We start from the raw sequence: 17044 nt of genomic DNA, 5'->3' as shown, positions 1-17044 counted from the left end.
TCTGTGTTGTGTGGAAGGGCCTCATCGCCAGCAAGCCGGCTCCTACATTTGAAATGCATTTCCCTGTAGGAGCCGGCTTGCTGGCGATGGCCGCGCCTCGGTCTCAAGCCAGCCAATCAGCCCTTGAGCTTCGACCAGATCCGGTCCTGCAGCGCCCGCGCCTTGTTGCTGCACTCTTTCTCGGGGCGCAGGCGCGAGGCGAACTCGTCGGGCATGTTGATCGCATCCATGACCCGCCATTTGGCGTCGATCAACTTGTCGCTTTGGATGCCGTTGGCGTAGGCGATGGCGTTGGACACGGCGGCGGCGTTTTCCGGTTTCATCATCCAGTCGATGAAGATCTTCGCGTTGCCGGGGTGCGGGGCGCTTTTGGGCACGGCGAAGTTGTCCTGGAACATCGCCAGGCCTTCTTTCGGATACACGTATTTGATCGTGCTCTTCTGCAATGTGGCGCGGGCGGTGGAGCCGTTCCAGTTCTGCATCATGATCACTTCGCCGGAGGCCATGCGGTCGACGGTGTTGTCCGAGCTGTACATCTTCAGGAACGGTTTCTGCTTTTGCAGCAGTTCCAGAATGCGCTTGGCGTCCTGCGGGTTTTCGCTGCACTCGTCGACGTTCAGATAATGGCTGGCGGCATTGATCACGCTGCTGGAGGTATCGAGGGCGGCGAGTTGGCCTTGCAGTTCCTTGCGCGGTTCGAAGAACTCTTTCCACGAGTCGTCGAGTTTGCCGCCCGGCACACGTGCACTGTCATAGGAAAACCCGGTGGTGCCCCACAGGTATGGCGCCGAGAACTTACGGCCAGGGTCGAAACTCGGGTCGCGGAATGCCGGTTTGACGTACTGGAAGTTGGGCAGGGTCGACGCGTCGATTTCCAGCAGCAGGTCCTGATTGATCAGGGTGCGCATGATTGACTGCGACGGCACGATCACGTCATACGCCGCGCCGCCGGCCTGCAACTTGGCCAGCAGGGTTTCGTTGCTGTCGTAGCCGTCCATGGTGACCTTGATGCCGGTCTCTTTTTCGAACTTGGCCAGCAGGTCCACCGGGTAGTAATCGGTCCAGTTGTAGAAGAACAGTTCCTTGGGCTCGGCCGCCTGCGCGGTAAAAACAGTGAAGCAACTGAGGGCCAGACCGGCGACGCCATACCGCATGCTTTTCAGTTTCATAAAAGAACGCTCCAGGATTATTGTTGTTTGCCGCGCTGTCCCAGCCAGAAGGCCAGCACCACCAGCACGATGGAAATCACCAGCATCAGGGTCGAGATCGCGTTGATCTCCGGCGTCACGCCGGCCTTGATCGCCGAAAAGATGTACACCGGCAACGTCGTCGAACCGGGGCCGGCCACAAAAAACGTCATGATGAAATCGTCGAGGCTGACCACGAATGCCAGCACCGAGCCGGACAACACCGCCGGCCACAACAACGGCAACGTCACCCGGCGGAATACCTGCCACGGGTTGGCGTACAAATCGTTCGCCGCTTCCAGCAGGCTTTTGTCCAGGTCGTTCAAACGCGCGCGGATCGGCAGGTAAGCGAACGGAATGCAGAAGCCGATGTGTGCGACGATCACCGTCAGCAAACCGAGCTTGATCCCCAGCGCCATGAACAGCAGCAACGTGGCCACGGCAGTGACGATCTCCGGCAGGATCAGCGGCAGGTTGATCCCGCCCTCGACCATCTTCTGCCCGTAGAACGGCCGGTAAGTCGCCAGCGCCGCGAGCAGTGCAATGGCCGTGGCGCAAACCGTGGCGATGCTGGCGACGATGATCGAGTTCAGCGCCGCTGTCTGGATCGACGGGTTGGCCAGAATCCGCCCGTACCAGGCGAACGAAAACTCGGTCCACACCGTCGCCGAGCGATTGGCGTTGAAGCTGTAGGCGATCAGCACAAAGATCGGCACGTACAGATAGGCCAGGATCAGCAGGCTGACTTCGCGGGTCAGCGGCAGTTTTTTCAGGTGCAGGGCGATCATACGGTGGCTCCCCGACGAAGCGTTTTGGCGGCGCTGCGGCTATAGAGCGCGTAAAGCACAAGGGACAGCAGCAGAATCCCCAGCAACAGGAACGACAGCGAACTGCCCAGCGGCCAGTTGCGCGCGGTGCCGAACTGTTGCTGGATCAGGTTGCCGATCATCAGCGTCTTGCCGCCGCCGAGAATCGCCGGGGTGATGAAGGCGCCGAGGCTCGGCACAAACACCAGCAACGCGCCGGCAATCACCCCCGGCATCGACAGCGGCAGGATGATTCGCTTCAGTGCGTGCCAGCGATTGGCGCCCAGGTCGTAGGCGGCCTCCACCAGGCGCCAGTCGAGTTTTTCCAGGGTCGAGTAGATCGGCAGAATCATGAATGGCAGGAAGCTGTAGACCAGACCGACGCTGACGGCGAAGTCGTTGTAAAGCAGAGTGATGCCGCCCGCCTGCGGGAACAGCGCGTTGAGGCTCTGGGCAACCCAGCCATGCTCGCGCAGGATGATCAGCCACGCGTAGTTGCGGATCAGCAGGTTGGTCCAGAACGGAATGGTGATCAGCAGGACCATGAGGTTGCGCCGGCGCGGGGTCAGGCTCGACATCCACAGCGCCACCGGAAAACCGAACAGGAAGCACAGCAACGTCGTGCCACCGGCCTGGAACACCGAGCGCAACAGCGCCTGGGCATAGACCCAGTTCAGTTCCAGTTCGCCGTCGAAACCTTCCTGGAAAAACAGCTGCACGTAGCTTTGCAACTGCCAGTTGGCCTGCCAGTCGACACCGCCATACACGTTGCGTGGCAACAGGCTGATGTAGCCCATGATGCCCAGCGGAATGGCGATCAGCGCCAGCAAAGTCAGAACCACCGGGCTGAGCAACAGCGCGCGGTTGAGAGCGGGAGAAGTGCTGCTGACGCTCATCTCAGGCCTCCATCAACAGGCAGGCGTGGGGCGGCAGGTTGACCGCGACGCGATCACCGACTGCGCGACCGCGGTTCAGGCCTTCGTTGTTTTCCCGCAGCATGACCTTGATGTCGTTGTTCAAGCGGCATTGGTAGAGGGTTGCGGTGCCGACGTACAACACCGCTTCAATGATGCCGCGCAGGTGATGCGGTTGCTCCGGTTCGACCAGTTGTGAACGCTCCGGGCGGAACGCCAGTTGCACATTGCTGCCGTCGAAGCCCTGGGCCGGGCAGGGGATTTCCACCGGCATGCCGTTGGGCACGAAGAGTTTTTCGTTCTGCTGACCGCGTTTGAGGTGGCCGGGCAGGAAATTGATGTCGCCGATGAACTGGGCGACGAACTGATGCTGCGGCCGTTCGTAGATATCGTTCGGCGTGCCGATCTGCAGGATCTTGCCGGCGGACATCACCGCGATGCGATCGGACAGCGTCAGGGCTTCTTCCTGATCGTGGGTGACGAAAATGAAGGTGATCCCGGCTTCCTTCTGCACGCGCTTGAGTTCGACCTGCATCTCTTTGCGCAGCTTGAGGTCCAGCGCCGACAGCGGTTCGTCCAGCAACAGCACTTTCGGTTTCGGCGCCAACGCCCGGGCCAGGGCCACGCGTTGTTGCTGGCCACCGGACAATTCGGCGGGTTTGCGTTTGGCCAGGTGTTGCATCTGCACCAGCGCCAGCATCTCATCGACGCGCCGAGGAATAACCTTGTGATCAAGGCCCTGCATCTCGAGGCCGAAGGCGATATTCTGCGCGACACTCATGTGCGGAAACAGCGCGTAACTCTGGAAGACGGTGTTGACCCGGCGCTTGAACGGCGGCAAATCATTGACCGGTTCGCCCGCCAGACGGATCTCGCCATCGCTGACGTGTTCGAAGCCGGCGATGGTGCGCAGCAGGGTGGTTTTGCCGCAGCCGGACGGGCCGAGCAGGGTGAAGAATTCATTGTCGGCAATGTCGACTGAAACGTTGTCGAGGGCTGGAGCCAGCCCCGGATCGTCGGAATACCGCTTGGAGACGTTACGCACTTCGATTGCGACTGGATGACCCATAATGGTGCATTCCTCCAATTATTGTATGCAATATCTGGATGCAATCTACAAATAACCGGATTAATCTGCTTGTGCAACCCCCTTTTTCAAAGGCTGCTCATCGCCTGGGGCCGGTTGTTTAGCGCTAAAGGAGTGTTCAAATGACCGAGAAGAAACTCGAGACCACGGTCGACCGCGTCTACCAAGGGGTTTACGAGGCGATCAGCAAACGTTCGTTGCGTCCCGGCATGAAGCTCGGCGAGGCGTCGTTGGCGGAGCTTTTCAATGTCAGCCGCACGTCGGTTCGTGCTGCGCTCAAGCAATTGGAGGCGGATGGATTGGTGACGACCGAGCCCAACAAGGGGGCGTCGGTATCGCTGCCCAGCGATGAAGAGATCCGTTCGCTGTTTGAAACGCGGCGCTTGATCGAGATCGGCATCGTCAGCGAACTCTGTCGCCGGCGTGATACCGCGGTGACCCAGGACTTGCGCGATCACCTGTTGCTGGAGGATGAAGCACACCGCAGCGGTGACCATGAACGGTTGATTCATCTGCTCGGCGAGTTCCACATCAAACTCGCGCAAAGCCTGAACAACCCCGTGTTGCTGGACTGGTTCCGCAAACTGATTTCCCGCGCCTCGCTGTACGCTGCTGCGCTGGATGACGACAGCCACGAAGCCTGCCGCGACGATGAGCACCTGCGCCTGATCGAGTACATCGAGGCCGGCAACCAGAGCGCCGCGATTGAACTGACCTGCATGCATTTGAACGGTATCGAGAAGGCGATCCTCGATGTCGCTGCCACCTTGAAAACGGGGTATCACCCGCTCAAGCACCTGATCGAGGTTTAACCACAAAGCTCAAACCTGACCTGGTTCCTGTGGGAACGAGCTTGCTCGCCCCCACAGGGATTTGTGGCGCCACGGATTGCCGCAAGAATCAGCTAACCTTCCATGAAACCATTGGCATCCGCGATGCTCGAAACAAACGGGTGCAGTTACCGGATATAGAGCCAGCCAATGCAGTTTCTAGACGATAGCCACGGGTGTGCCGGATGGAACGGCGAAATGGCCGGGCGCATCCGTGCGTTCGACTGGAGCCAGACCGAGCTGGGGAGCATCGACGCCTGGCCCGCCAGCCTGTGCAGCGCGGTGCAGCTGTTGCTCGCCTCGCCACTGCCGATGGTGATGTTGTGGGGCCACCCCGGTTACATGATCTATAACGACGCGTACTCGTCGTTCGCCGGTGGCCGACATCCTTATCTGTTGGGCGCTCCGGTGGAACTGGGCTGGCCGGAAGTCGCCGAGTTCAACCGGCATGTGGTCGATACCTGCCTGGCCGGCGGCACCTTGTCCTATCGCAACAAAGAGCTGGTGCTGTTGAGGGACGGCGTGCCCGAAGACGTATGGCTGGACCTTTATTACAGCCCGGTGGCCAATGACCAGGGGCAGCCGGCCGGGGTCATGGCGATGGTGGTCGACACCACTGACCATGTGATTTCCGAGCGCCGTCGCCAGGAAGCCGAAGATGCCTACCGCGCCGACAATGAACGGGTGCGCCTGGCGTTGAATGCCGGGGCCTTGCTCGGCTCATTTGTCTGGGACATCAAGGGCAATCTGCTTTCGGGCGATGAACGCTTTGCCCGGACCTTTTCCTATCCGGCCGGGTATAACCTCGGCGACTTGCCGACGGACTTCGCTGAGGCGCGGATTCATCCCGACGACCGCAGTTGGGTCAACGAGCAGGTCAATCAATCCGTCACCACTGGCGAACCCTTCAACGCCGAATATCGTGTGCGACGCCCCGACGGCAGTTACCTGTGGGTGCAGGCCAGCGGTTGCTGCGAGTTCGATGAGCAAGGCGAACCGTTCCGCTTTCCCGGGGTGTTGATCGACATCCACGAACGCAAGACCGCCGAAGAATCCCTGCTCAAGTTCACCCGGAATCTGGAGCAGCGCGTCGCCGACGAAGTCGAAGCGCGGCTGGCGGCGGAAGAACAACTGCGCCAGTCACAGAAACTCGAAGCCATCGGCGGGCTCACGGGGGGCGTGGCTCATGACTTCAATAACCTGCTGCAGGTGATCGCCGGCAACCTGCACTTGCTGGCGCGACATGAGCCGGACAATGCCAACGTGCAGCGCCGGGTCAGCGCCTCGATTGCGGCGGTGGAGCGGGGCGCGAAACTGTCCTCGCAATTGCTCGCATTCGCCCGCCGTCAGCCGTTGTCGCCAGCGGTGTGCGACCCACGGCAGATCTTCGAAGGCCTGGGCGAATTGTTGCAACGGGCGTTGGGCGAAACCATCCAGATTGATGTGCGGTTGCCTCAAGCGTCCTGGTACATCAACGTCGATCGCAATCAACTGGAAAACGCGATTCTCAATCTGGCGATCAATGCCCGTGACGCCATGCAGGGTGAAGGGACCATTGAACTGAGCGCCGAGAATGTCGTACTCGATCGCCGGTTCTGTGCAGGCAAGGGGATTTCGGCGGGTGATTATGTTCGTGTCGCCGTGGCCGATTCGGGCGTCGGCATGTCGCCGCAAGTGCTCGCGCAAGCGTTCGAACCGTTTTTCACCACCAAGGCCGATGGCCAGGGCACGGGGTTGGGGCTGAGCATGGTGTTCGGTTTCGTCAAACAGAGTGACGGGCACATCGAGATGTCCAGCGTCGAAGGGCAGGGCACTCGGGTGCAGCTGTATTTTCCACGGAGCCTGCGCCCCCCGCTCGGTGAAACAGCGCCCCATGACACGCCGCAACGCGGCGGTCACGAAACCATTCTGGTGGTGGAGGACAATGACGCGGTGCGCGCTTCGGCGGTGGAATTGTTGAGCGAGGAGGGCTATCAGGTCCTGACCGCCGCCAACGGCGATGCCGCCATGCAGATGCTGCTGGACGGGGTGGAAGTGGAGCTGATTTTCACCGATGTGGTCATGCCCGGGCTGATCAAGAGTTCGGACCTGGCGGCCTGGGTCAAAGTGCAGACGCCACCGGTGGCGGTACTGTTCACGTCCGGCCACACCCGTGACATTATTTCGCGCAATCACCAACTCAGCCCCGATACCTTTTTACTGAGCAAACCCTATAGCCCCGAAGCACTGACCCGGATGATCCGCACAGTTCTCAATGGCTGAACACACAACTATTATAGGAGCCGGCTTGCTGGCGATGGCGTCCGTGAAATCGCTATCGCCAGCAAGCCGGCTCCTACAATGGGATCGCGTGAATTCCCGGCAATGCGTCAATCCTTCGAACCTTCTGATCAAGGCACCCCATGACTTCCAAGCGCACTCCCGATTCTCCTTCCGGCATGGTCAGAGTGCGCGGTGCCCGTGAACACAACCTCAAGAACGTCGACGTCGATATCCCGCGTGATGCGCTGGTGGTGTTCACCGGCGTATCCGGCTCGGGGAAATCATCCTTGGCATTCTCGACCCTGTACGCCGAAGCGCAGCGGCGCTATTTCGAGTCCGTGGCGCCGTATGCGCGACGCTTGATCGATCAGGTCGGCGTGCCTGACGTCGATTCCATCGACGGCCTGCCGCCCGCGGTCGCCTTGCAACAACAGCGGGGCACACCGAGCACCCGCTCTTCGGTGGGCAGCGTGACCACGTTGTCGAGCCTGATCCGCATGCTGTACTCCCGCGCCGGCAGTTATCCGCCGGGGCAGCCGATGCTCTATGCCGAAGACTTCTCGCCCAACACACCCCAAGGCGCTTGCCCTGAATGCCATGGTTTGGGTCGGGTGTACGAAGTCACCGAAGCGCTGATGGTCCCGGACCCCAGCCTGACCATTCGCCAGCGTGCGGTCGCTTCCTGGCCCACGGCGTGGCAGGGACAGAACCTGCGGGACATCCTCGTGACCATGGGCTACGACGTCGACAAACCCTGGCGCGACCTGCCGAAAAAGCAGCGCGACTGGATTCTCTTCACCGAGGAAACCCCGACCGTTCCGGTGTATGCCGGGCTTACACCGGAAGAAACCAGAGTCGCCCTCAAGCGCAAAATGGAGCCGAGTTACCAGGGCACCTTCACCGGTGCCCGGCGCTACATCCTGCACACCTTCACCCATTCGCAAAGCGCGCTGATGAAGAAGCGTGTTTCGCAATTCATGCTCGGCAGTCCGTGCCCACTGTGCGACGGCAAACGGCTCAAGCGCGAGGCGTTGTCGGTGACGTTCGCCGGTTACGACATCGGCGAGTTATCGCAGATGCCCTTGCTGCAAGTGGCCGAAGTCTTGAAGCCGGTTGCCGCTCACAGTTACCTCGAACAGGCCGATGAGGCGGGCGAGGTGTTGAGCCACGACCAGACCCGCGAGGCCCGTGAGCAGCGAGTGGCCCACGGCGCCAGTGGTCACGCCAACGCGCCGGATGTGCGCCACACGCCCAACCTGTCGGTGGAAAAACGCCTGGCCGCACAACGGATCGCTCAGGATTTGCTGGAGCGGGTCAGCACGCTGACCGACTTGGGGCTCGGTTATCTGGCGCTGGAGCGCAGCACGCCGACGTTGTCGTCCGGTGAGTTGCAGCGGTTGCGACTGGCGACGCAATTGGGTTCACAGTTGTTCGGGGTGATTTACGTGCTGGATGAACCGTCGGCCGGTCTGCATCCGGCGGATGGCGAAGCGCTGTTCGAAGCCTTGCAGCGCTTGAAAGCCGCGGGCAACACCTTGTTCGTGGTCGAGCATGACCTGGAAACCATGCGCCGTGCCGACTGGCTGATCGATGTGGGCCCGGCGGCGGGCGAGCATGGCGGCCGCGTCCTGTACAGCGGGCCGCCACAGGGGCTGGCCGAAGTGACGAACTCGCAGACCCGCGCGTACCTGTTCGCCGATCAGGTCACTCAGCCGCGAACCAGCCGCAAGCCGACCGATTGGCTGCGACTGGAGGGCATCACCCGCAACAACCTGAGCAACCTCAGTGCCGAGTTTCCGCTGGGCTGTTTCACTTCGGTGACCGGCGTTTCGGGTTCCGGTAAATCAAGCCTGGTCAGCCAGGCGCTGCTGGAACTGGTGGGCGCGCATCTCGGGCGTTCGGTGAGTAACAGCGAACCGCAAGAGCTGAGCCTTGAGGATGACGCACCGCAGGTCAGTGGCGGCCAGGTCAGCGCAGGGCTGGAATCGATCAAGCGTCTGGTGCAAGTCGATCAGAAACCCATCGGTCGCACGCCGCGCTCTAACCTGGCGACCTACACCGGGCTGTTCGACAACGTGCGCAAGCTGTACGCCGCCACACCCGAGGCGCAGGCCGAGGGCTACGATGCCGGTCAGTTCTCCTTCAACGTCGCCAAGGGCCGCTGCGCGACCTGCGAAGGCGAAGGCTTTGTCAGCGTCGAGTTGCTGTTCATGCCCAGCGTCTACGCGCCATGCCCGACGTGCCACGGCGCACGCTACAACCCCGAAACGCTGGCGATCAGCTGGCAGGGTTTGAACATTGCGCAGGTGTTGCAGTTGACGGTGGACGAAGCGGTCGAGGTGTTCGTTGAGGAGCCGGGTATCCGTCGCTCGCTGGAAGTGCTGCGGGATATCGGTCTGGGTTATCTGCGCCTCGGGCAGCCGGCGACCGAGTTGTCCGGCGGCGAAGCCCAGCGGATCAAACTGGCCACCGAACTTCAACGCAACCAGCGCGGCGCGACCTTGTATGTGCTTGACGAGCCCACCACCGGGTTGCATCCGCGGGACGTCGATCGCTTGCTCGAACAATTGAATACGCTGGTAACGGCGGGGCACACGGTGATTGTCGTCGAACATGAAATGCGCGTGGTGGCGCAGAGTGACTGGGTGATCGACATCGGGCCGGGGGCTGGGGATCAGGGCGGCAGGATTGTGCTGGCGGGTACGCCGCAGAAAGTCGCCAAGAGCAAAAAGAGCCGGACGGCGCCGTTTTTGGCTCGGGTGCTTGGGGTCGCTTGAGAGATGGGGTGCCTTTGCTGGCCTCATCGCGGGCAAGCCCGCTCCCACAGGGATTCGCGGCGTTCACAAAACCTGTGGGAGATTCTACGTTGCAAGGCAAGCCTGCTCCCACAGGGATTTGCTGCGTTCACAAATCACCTGTGGGAGCGGGCTTGCCCGCGATGGCGGTCTATCAGGCGCAGTCGAGGGTGCGGCGAACCTTGTACAGCAGTTCGCTGATCTGGAACGGTTTGATCAGCATGTCCATGCCATTGCCGAGGAACACCTGGCGGTTAAGGGCATTTTCCGCGTAGCCGGTCATGAACAGGATCGGCAACCCTTCTCGCCAGCTACGGGCGACGTCCGCCAGTTCCCGGCCATTCATGCGCGGCAAGCCCACGTCCGTCAGCATCAGATTGATGGAAGGGTCGTTTTGCAGACGTTCCAGCGCACCTTCGATATCGCCCACCTGCGTGCAGCGATAACCCGCATCCGCCAGCACTTCGGCAACGAACATGCGCACCGCCGGCATGTCTTCGACAATCAGCACGTGCTCGCCGGAGCCTTGCGGGTCCACGACTGAAGGTTCTTCTTCAACGGAGGTCGGGTCCGCCGAGGCAGGCAGCATGATGGTCACTTCGGTGCCGCGTCGCGCCACGCTGCGGATGTGCGCGTCGCCCCCGGATTGCCGGGCGAAACCGTAAATGCTCGACAGCCCCAGCCCGGTGCCCTGGCCCAGCGGCTTGGTGGTGAAAAACGGGTCGAACACCTTGTCGATCACACTGTGTTCGATGCCGGTCCCGTCGTCGCGTACCGACAGCGCGACGTACGCCCCGTCCGCCAGTTTCAGGTCCCCGTGGGAGTACGCCGCGTAGGTGCTGACCCAGATATTGCCGCCCAGGGGCAGCGCATCGCGGGCGTTGATCACCAGGTTCAGCACCGCACTTTCCAGTTGAATCGGATCGACCAGCGCAATTGCGGCTTTGGAGGTCAGTTCGAGTTTCAGCGCGATGTGTTCGCCGATGGTGCGTACCAGCAATTCTTCCAGCGAACGGATGTGTTCGTTGATGTCCACCGGCCGGGTATCGAGCGGTTGCTGGCGGGCGAAGGCCAGCAAGCGATGAGTCAGCGACGCGGCGCTGGTGGCCGAGTTCAGCGCCGCTTCGGCGTACAGAACGACCTTGTCGGTGCGCCCGTTGGCGACGCGTTTCTGGATCAGCTCCAGGCTGGTGATGATGCCGGTCAGCAAGTTGTTGAAGTCATGGGCGATGCCGCCGGTGAGTTTGCCCAGCGCGTCCATTTTCTGCACCTGCAGCAACTGCGCTTCGGTACGCACCCGTTCGGCGATTTCATGTTCCAGCTGCGACGTCGCATCATCCAGCCGGGCCAGGTGCGAGCGTTCACGGTGGCGATGTTCAGTGACGTCCTCGACGAACACCAGGCTCAGCTCCGGCGTGCGATAGGGCGAGATCTGCCACTCGGTTTCCCGTAGTTCACCTTCGACGCGCATGTTCAGCGTGCCTTTCCAGCGTTCGCCAGCGGTCAGGCGCATACGCAGTTCGTCGAGGATGATCTCCTGCTGGTCGGCGAAGCACTCGCGCAAGGCGTCCGGGTCGTGATTGTCCTGGATCAGCCGGGCGAACGCGTGATTGCATTCATGCACCTTGAACTGGGCGTCCAGCACGGCGATGGGTGCCGAGACGTTGACGAAAATCTCGCGAAAACGCGCTTCGCTTTCACGCAGAGCGTTTTCGGTATCGCGAACCCGCAGCAGCGTGCGCAAGGTCGCGAGCAATACATCCGGGTCCACGGGGTGGATCAGGTAGGCATCGGCACCGGCGTCCAGGCCGGTGATGATGTCGCCGGTCTGGATGGACGCGGCGGACACGTGGATCACCGGGAGCAGGGCGGTGGCGACCTCGGAGCGCAGTTTGCGCACGATGTCGAAGCCGCTCATGTCCGGCAGGTTGACGTCGAGGATCAGCGCGTCGATGAACTCGCTGTCGATCAGGGCAAGCCCGTCGCCACCCGTACCCGCTTCAAGCACGGCGTAGCCATGCGGTTCCAGACGTCGACGCAGGGCGTAGCGCGTGGCGGCGTTGTCATCGACGATCAGCAGGCGGATATCACGTTTCATCGGCGGGCTCCATGGCGATGGCCAGCGGGATGATCACAAAGAAGGTCGAGCCGACCCTCGGTGTACTCTCCACCCCGACGTCACCTCCCAGCAGTGCTGCGAAGCGTTTGCACAAGGACAGACCCAGGCCTGTGCCGCGCAAGCGTTTTTGCAGGGGCGAGTCGACTTGGGAAAAGTCCTCGAACAATGCGCCATGCAGCTCCGCAGCGATACCTATTCCGGTATCGGTCACGGCGAAGCGGACCTGGTCGCTGCCCTCCAGCCGCGCCGAAACGCGGATTTCGCCGCGGGTGGTGAACTTCAACGAGTTGGAAATGAAGTTGCGCAGTATCTGCGCGAGCTTCTTGTCGTCGGTATAAAGCCGTGGCAGGCCGACGGGTTCTTCGAAAATCAGGTCCACGGCGCTGGCATCGACAATCGGGCGGAACATGCCGCGCAGTGCGGCGAACAGGTCGAACATGTCGAACCAGGCCGGCGATATGGTGATGCGCCCGGCTTCGATTTTCGCCAGGTCCAGCAGGTCGTCGACCATGTCGCTGAGCTCGCGTGCGGCGGTGCTGACGAACGCCACCTGCTTGTGCTGTTCCACGCTCAACGGTCCGTCGAGTTCATCGGTCAGGATACTGGCGATGCTCAGGATCGAGCCCAGGGGTGTGCGGAACTCGTGGCTCATGTACGACAGGAAACGGCTTTTCAGGTCCGAGGCCTGGCGCAACTGTTCAGCCTGGGTATCGAGCTCGGCGTACAGCGCGAGCACGCCCTGGTTGGTCTCGTCCAGCTCTTCGCGCAGGGCGTTGGCTTCGCTTTGCAACTGCGCGATCAGCGCAGCTTGTTCGTCGATCTGACTCAGGGGTATCTCAGCCATGGGCTGTCTCCAGAGCGATGACCAACACCGTAACGTCGTCCCGTCCACGGCAGAAATCGCGGTGCAGAATGGCGGCAATCACGGCGGGATGGCGGTGCACCAGGCCGGGGTAATCCTGCAGGTTCCAACGGGACTGCAGACCGTCGCTGTACATGATCAACAAATGCCCGTTCACGTGTGCATAGTCAAACGGCTGCGCCTTGCGGTATTGCCCGCCGACGATGCCGGGGTGGGAGGCCATGCCGCGGGATTTGTCCGGGGCGATCAGGCAGGCGCCGATGTTGCCGATGCCGACGAATCTCAGCGCGTTGGCCTCGCCATCGAACTGAGCGATGGCCAGCGCACCGCCACGGGTACCGGTCATGGCGATATGGATGTCCTCGAGCAACAGCACCGGCGAAGTGAACGGCGACCGGGCAAAGGTTTTTTCGCCGGCGCGGGCGGCACGTTCAGCTTCTTCGCCATGCCCCAGGCCGTCGATCACCAGCGCACTGATGCGTGGTCCGTCGAAGGCCAGGTGAAAGACGTCACCGCAGGCCGGATCGTCATGCAGCGAATGCTGGCTGACGCCGACGCGTCGGTCCGGTGCCTTGTCGCTGCGCGGGTAAAAGCGCGTCAACAGCACCGCACCACGCGCATCGGCATAGGTATCGAATACGTCGGTCTGGCGCGACACTGCGCCAAGCCCAATGCCCTGGGTGCCGCGGGTGGAAAACCCGTCGGCCAGGCACGCCTGCAAATCAAAGCCTTTGGCACGGTCGATGGCGAGCATTTCGATGCCCGCCCCTGAAAGGCGTGGCACCACTCTCAGGTGCATTTCGCCCCGGGTGGCGTGCTTGAGAATGTTGCTGGCAAGCTCGGTGGCCACCAGCGCCACACGCCCGGCATCCGTAGCGTCAAAGCCGTTTTTTTCTGCGAGGTGCTGAGCGGTGCGGCGAGCGTGACCGATCTGGCTGCTGTCTTCGATGATTAATACCTGCGTCATCGAACCGCCGATATTCATGTCCATCGGGTGATCGTTATGCGCGTGCCTTTGCCGGGCTCGGTGTCGAGTTCGAACTCTTCCACCAGCCGCTTGGCGCCGGTCAGGCCCAGCCCCAGGCCGCTGCCGGAGGTCCAGCCGTCGGTCATTGCCAACTTGATGTCGGGGATGCCCGGGCCTTCGTCGCGAAAGACCAGGCGCAAACCGGTGCGCGCATCTTCGTCGAGAATTTGCCAGTCCATGTCACCGCCACCGCCATACACCATGGTGTTGCGCGCCAGCTCGCTGACGGCAGTCACCAGTTTGGTCAGGTCGATCAGGCGCATGCCGCATTCCTGGGCGAGTTTGCGCGCCATTTGCCGGGCCAGCACGACGTCCTGCTCGATTTGAATAGGCTGGCTGCCGATGCTGCGCACGGTCATTGCTCGCGTACTCGATCCTGAAGCAGTTTCATCCCGCGTTCGACATTCAGCGCCGTGCTGACGCCGGGCAAGGTCAGGCCGAGCTCCACCAGGGTGATGGCGACAGCAGGTTGCATGCCCACCAGCACGGTCTGGGCGTCCATGATTTTCGACAGCCCGGAAATGGTGCCGATCATCCGGCCGATGAACGAATCGACCATGTCCAGCGCAGAAATATCGATCAGCACGCCCCGGGCGGATGTCCGGCTGATGCGCTCGGACAAATCATCCTGAAGCGTCAGGGCCAACTGGTCATGCATGTCGACCTGAATGGTCACCAGCAGGAAGTTGCCCATCTGCAAAATCGGAATACGCTCCATCGGCTCAGTCCGCCTTGCTGACGGTGATGCCCAGTCGGGTCAGGGCCAGTTTCAGCGCATCGGCCAGGTTGGCTTTGGTGACCACGCCTTGCAGGTCCAGCCCCAGGTGCACGATGGTCTGGGCGATTTGTGGACGCACACCGCTGATGATGCAATCGGCACCCATCAGGCGAATGGCCGTCACGGTTTTGAGCAAGTGCTGGGCGACCAGAGTGTCGACGGTCGGCACGCCGGTGATGTCGATGATGGCGATTTCCGAGCCGGTGTCGACGATGCGCTGCAACAGCGATTCCATCACCACCTGGGTGCGTTGCGAGTCGAGGGTGCCGATCATTGGCAGCGCCAGTACGCCGTCCCAGAGTTTGACCACCGGGGTCGACAATTCAAGCAGTTCTTCCTGCTGACGCTTGATCACCGCTTCGCGGGATTTCTGGAACGTGCGGATCGTGTGCATGCCCAGCGCATCGAGCAGTTCGGAGGCTTCCCAGAGTTGTTCGGCCAACAGTGCCGGGTCGTCCTGGTAATGATTTTGCAACAGTGCGAACAGAGGGCCTTTGAGCGCGAAGATGAAACTGGCGGTCTGCTGCGAGTCCTGGCCGAGCAGGGCGCGGCTATGGGAGAGCTTTTCCAGAAACTGGCGAATCTCGTCCCAGCCTGGCGCCGCTACATTCTGGCTGTTGCCGTTTTCAAGGCCGGCGATGATCAACTGCAGGAATTCCGAAGTCTGCTGCTTCAGATCCAGCTCTTTTATATTGCGTGTGGCACCACTGGTCTCAAGGCCGTGGGCCCAATCGGCAAGGAGTTGCGCCTGATTTGTCTTCATCGCATTGAGTGTGGTGGTTTGCAGTGCTGCCATGTGCCTTGACTCCCTGAAAAGTGTGCGCCGATTCCTCAAAAAACGACCGGTGCAAGTCAGTGACATTTCTCGTATGAAATAGTTGTTTTCTCCCGCGGGATATTTTCATCCGGCGCACCGATGGAACGATGCCTGCCGCAAAGCTTCGAATTCACAAGGCCGGTGTTTCAGCCGCGCGATGCCAGTGATGAAAGAGGTGCATATGACCGATCAACGTGAGCTTGAGGAAAACGCTAAAACCGCCGAACCGGAAAGCGCCGATAAAGCGGTTGACCAGAAGAATCGCAACACCGACAACGACAATGAGTTCAGCCCGGGCTTCAAGCCGCATCCGGATCGCGCTAAACCTGGCGAGGAGACGGACGCCGACATCGATACCGACGGCGGCTAGTACTGGCTACCGACGCAAAAAAAATACCGCCTCCCTGGAGGCGGTATTTTTGTTTTGGTGCGCGTTACTTGCCTGGATGGGCGGCTTGCAGTTTTTTCGCCGCAGCCAGGTGTTTTTCCAGGCCCGGCAACATTTTTTGTGCGAAACCTTTCAGTTCGGTGGCGCCTTTGATTTTGTCATCGGTCACGGTGTTGGCTTCTTTCTTGAATAATTCGATGGTTTCTTCGTGCGCCTTGACCTGATTGTCGGCGTACGCGGCGTCGAACGACTCGTCACGCATGTCGAGGATCTTTTCCTTGGCCTGCTTCACCAATGTCGTGGTGTCAGGCACCTCGATGTCGTGTTTCTTCGCAATGGCTGCCAGTTCATCGTTCGCCTTGGAATGATCGGTGATCATCATGTTGGCGAACTCTTTGACGTCGGCCGAGGCGCTTTTTTCCAGGGCCAGCCGGCTGGTTTCGATCTCGGCGATGCCGCCAGCGGCCGCCTTGTCGACGAAGTCATTGTCAGTGGCCGCGAAGGCCGCGCCCATGCTGGTGCTCAAGGCTACGGCCAATGTGAGGTGGCGCAGGGTGAATCCGTCCATTGGTTTTCTCCACACAGGTTTTTATGGGCGATCGAGTGATCGTTAATCTGTGGAGGCCGACGGACGGGCAAAGGTTTTATCGGGTTTGCGGCAGGACGACGAACGGACACCGCTGGTCTGATAGGCGGTCGACAGAACCTGCGGACCGAGGCCATTCTGATAGTTGGTGAACGCAATCGATCGCGTTTGCCACCGATCAACCAACGGAGGTGTTCCATGCCGGTGCCACACGACCTTTATCAGGACTTGAAACTTTCAAAGGAAGATATCCAGCAAAAACGCACCAAGGATCCGTTACTGGATTCACTGATCAACAAGTATTCGCAGGCGGACGCCGAGGTGGTAAAGGCTGAAACCGCCCAATCGGATGCGCCCAGTGATGACGCACTGAAGAAGCTCAAGGCGAAGCGAGTGGAGGTTAAGCAAAAGATCGTTGATCGGCTCCAGACTCCATCCTGAAACTCCGTCCAGCCACCGACGACCGGTGGCTGAAAAATTGGAACGGCGATAAATCCCGGCACCTCAAATGATCAGAGTCCGACTTTACGGCTCCATTCGAGGTGCCTCATGAATGACCCAAAGTTCCCGAGCGAAGAGCAGGGCG

The 17044-nt window shown here is 60.9% G+C and carries 16 protein-coding genes; 5 read left to right on the top strand and 11 right to left on the bottom strand.

The features are described 5' to 3' along the window. Positions 1–116: 116 nt before the first annotated feature. The 4 genes from PMI01S_RS28745 to PMI01S_RS28730 are packed head-to-tail and all read right to left on the bottom strand — an operon-like array spanning position 117 to position 3976. The gene (locus PMI01S_RS28745) at positions 117–1169 is read right to left on the bottom strand and encodes an extracellular solute-binding protein (RefSeq protein WP_084323458.1); all 1053 of its coding nucleotides are present in this window, start codon (positions 1167–1169) and stop codon (positions 117–119) included. A gap of 17 nt (positions 1170–1186) precedes the next feature. Further along, positions 1187–1975, bottom strand: a complete 789-nt coding sequence (locus PMI01S_RS28740; RefSeq protein WP_084323457.1) for an ABC transporter permease — start codon at positions 1973–1975, stop codon at positions 1187–1189. Continuing rightward, on the bottom strand, positions 1972–2889 hold the full coding sequence (locus PMI01S_RS28735) for an ABC transporter permease (RefSeq protein ID WP_084323456.1): 918 nt from the start codon (positions 2887–2889) through the stop codon (positions 1972–1974). Before PMI01S_RS28735 ends, PMI01S_RS28740 begins: the two co-directional genes overlap by 4 nt. Before the next feature lies 1 nt (position 2890). After that, a complete protein-coding gene (locus PMI01S_RS28730; RefSeq protein WP_084323455.1) occupies positions 2891–3976 on the bottom strand; it encodes an ABC transporter ATP-binding protein in 1086 nt (361 codons plus the stop codon). Between the two features lie 140 nt (positions 3977–4116). Between PMI01S_RS28730 and PMI01S_RS28725 the strand changes: the two genes are divergently transcribed. From PMI01S_RS28725 to PMI01S_RS28715, 3 genes are all read left to right on the top strand, one after another. After that, positions 4117–4806 (top strand): GntR family transcriptional regulator, encoded by a 690-nt coding sequence (locus tag PMI01S_RS28725; RefSeq protein WP_084323454.1) that lies wholly within the window; start codon positions 4117–4119, stop codon positions 4804–4806. A 168-nt stretch (positions 4807–4974) separates the two neighbouring features. Beyond that, positions 4975–7086 (top strand): hybrid sensor histidine kinase/response regulator, encoded by a 2112-nt coding sequence (locus PMI01S_RS28720; RefSeq protein WP_084323453.1) that lies wholly within the window; start codon positions 4975–4977, stop codon positions 7084–7086. 140 nt (positions 7087–7226) lie between these two features. Next, the gene (locus tag PMI01S_RS28715) at positions 7227–9863 is read left to right on the top strand and encodes an excinuclease ABC subunit UvrA (RefSeq protein WP_084323452.1); all 2637 of its coding nucleotides are present in this window, start codon (positions 7227–7229) and stop codon (positions 9861–9863) included. A 172-nt stretch (positions 9864–10035) separates the two neighbouring features. Here PMI01S_RS28715 and PMI01S_RS28710 read toward each other — a convergent pair whose 3' ends face one another. From PMI01S_RS28710 to PMI01S_RS28685, 6 genes are read right to left on the bottom strand one after another with little or no spacing between them, the layout of a single operon-like run. Beyond that, complete coding sequence (locus PMI01S_RS28710) at positions 10036–11979, bottom strand: PAS domain-containing hybrid sensor histidine kinase/response regulator (protein ID WP_084323451.1); 1944 nt, start codon at positions 11977–11979, stop codon at positions 10036–10038. Continuing rightward, positions 11969–12844: a sensor histidine kinase gene (locus tag PMI01S_RS28705; protein ID WP_084323450.1), complete on the bottom strand. Its 876-nt coding sequence runs from the start codon at positions 12842–12844 to the stop codon at positions 11969–11971. The genes PMI01S_RS28710 and PMI01S_RS28705 overlap by 11 nt, the downstream gene beginning before the upstream one ends. Continuing rightward, positions 12837–13847 carry an ATP-binding protein gene (locus tag PMI01S_RS28700; RefSeq protein WP_084323467.1) on the bottom strand — a complete coding sequence of 337 codons (1011 nt, stop codon included), beginning with the start codon at positions 13845–13847 and terminating at the stop codon, positions 12837–12839. The genes PMI01S_RS28705 and PMI01S_RS28700 overlap by 8 nt, the downstream gene beginning before the upstream one ends. Continuing rightward, a complete protein-coding gene (locus tag PMI01S_RS28695; protein ID WP_084323449.1) occupies positions 13844–14248 on the bottom strand; it encodes an anti-sigma regulatory factor in 405 nt (134 codons plus the stop codon). The genes PMI01S_RS28700 and PMI01S_RS28695 overlap by 4 nt, the downstream gene beginning before the upstream one ends. Continuing rightward, positions 14245–14607: an STAS domain-containing protein gene (locus tag PMI01S_RS28690; RefSeq protein WP_084323448.1), complete on the bottom strand. Its 363-nt coding sequence runs from the start codon at positions 14605–14607 to the stop codon at positions 14245–14247. Before PMI01S_RS28690 ends, PMI01S_RS28695 begins: the two co-directional genes overlap by 4 nt. 4 nt (positions 14608–14611) lie before the next feature. After that, positions 14612–15463: an STAS domain-containing protein gene (locus PMI01S_RS28685; protein WP_084323447.1), complete on the bottom strand. Its 852-nt coding sequence runs from the start codon at positions 15461–15463 to the stop codon at positions 14612–14614. Between the two features lie 202 nt (positions 15464–15665). On the opposite strand from PMI01S_RS28685, the gene PMI01S_RS28680 reads away from it, so the two are divergent. Continuing rightward, positions 15666–15854 (top strand): hypothetical protein, encoded by a 189-nt coding sequence (locus tag PMI01S_RS28680; RefSeq protein WP_090473922.1) that lies wholly within the window; start codon positions 15666–15668, stop codon positions 15852–15854. Positions 15855–15918: 64 nt separating this feature from the next. Here the strand turns inward: PMI01S_RS28680 and PMI01S_RS28675 are convergent, their stop codons facing one another. Continuing rightward, on the bottom strand, positions 15919–16440 hold the full coding sequence (locus PMI01S_RS28675; RefSeq protein ID WP_084323445.1) for a DUF4142 domain-containing protein: 522 nt from the start codon (positions 16438–16440) through the stop codon (positions 15919–15921). A 216-nt stretch (positions 16441–16656) separates the two neighbouring features. On the opposite strand from PMI01S_RS28675, the gene PMI01S_RS28670 reads away from it, so the two are divergent. Further along, positions 16657–16899 (top strand): DUF465 domain-containing protein, encoded by a 243-nt coding sequence (locus PMI01S_RS28670; protein ID WP_033061630.1) that lies wholly within the window; start codon positions 16657–16659, stop codon positions 16897–16899. The last annotated feature ends 145 nt before the right edge of the window (positions 16900–17044 follow it).

Origin of the sequence: Pseudomonas migulae NBRC 103157 (assembly GCF_002091715.1) — a bacterium.
Classification (GTDB): domain Bacteria; phylum Pseudomonadota; class Gammaproteobacteria; order Pseudomonadales; family Pseudomonadaceae; genus Aquipseudomonas; species Aquipseudomonas migulae_A.
This window is presented reverse-complemented; position numbering and strand designations above follow the sequence as displayed.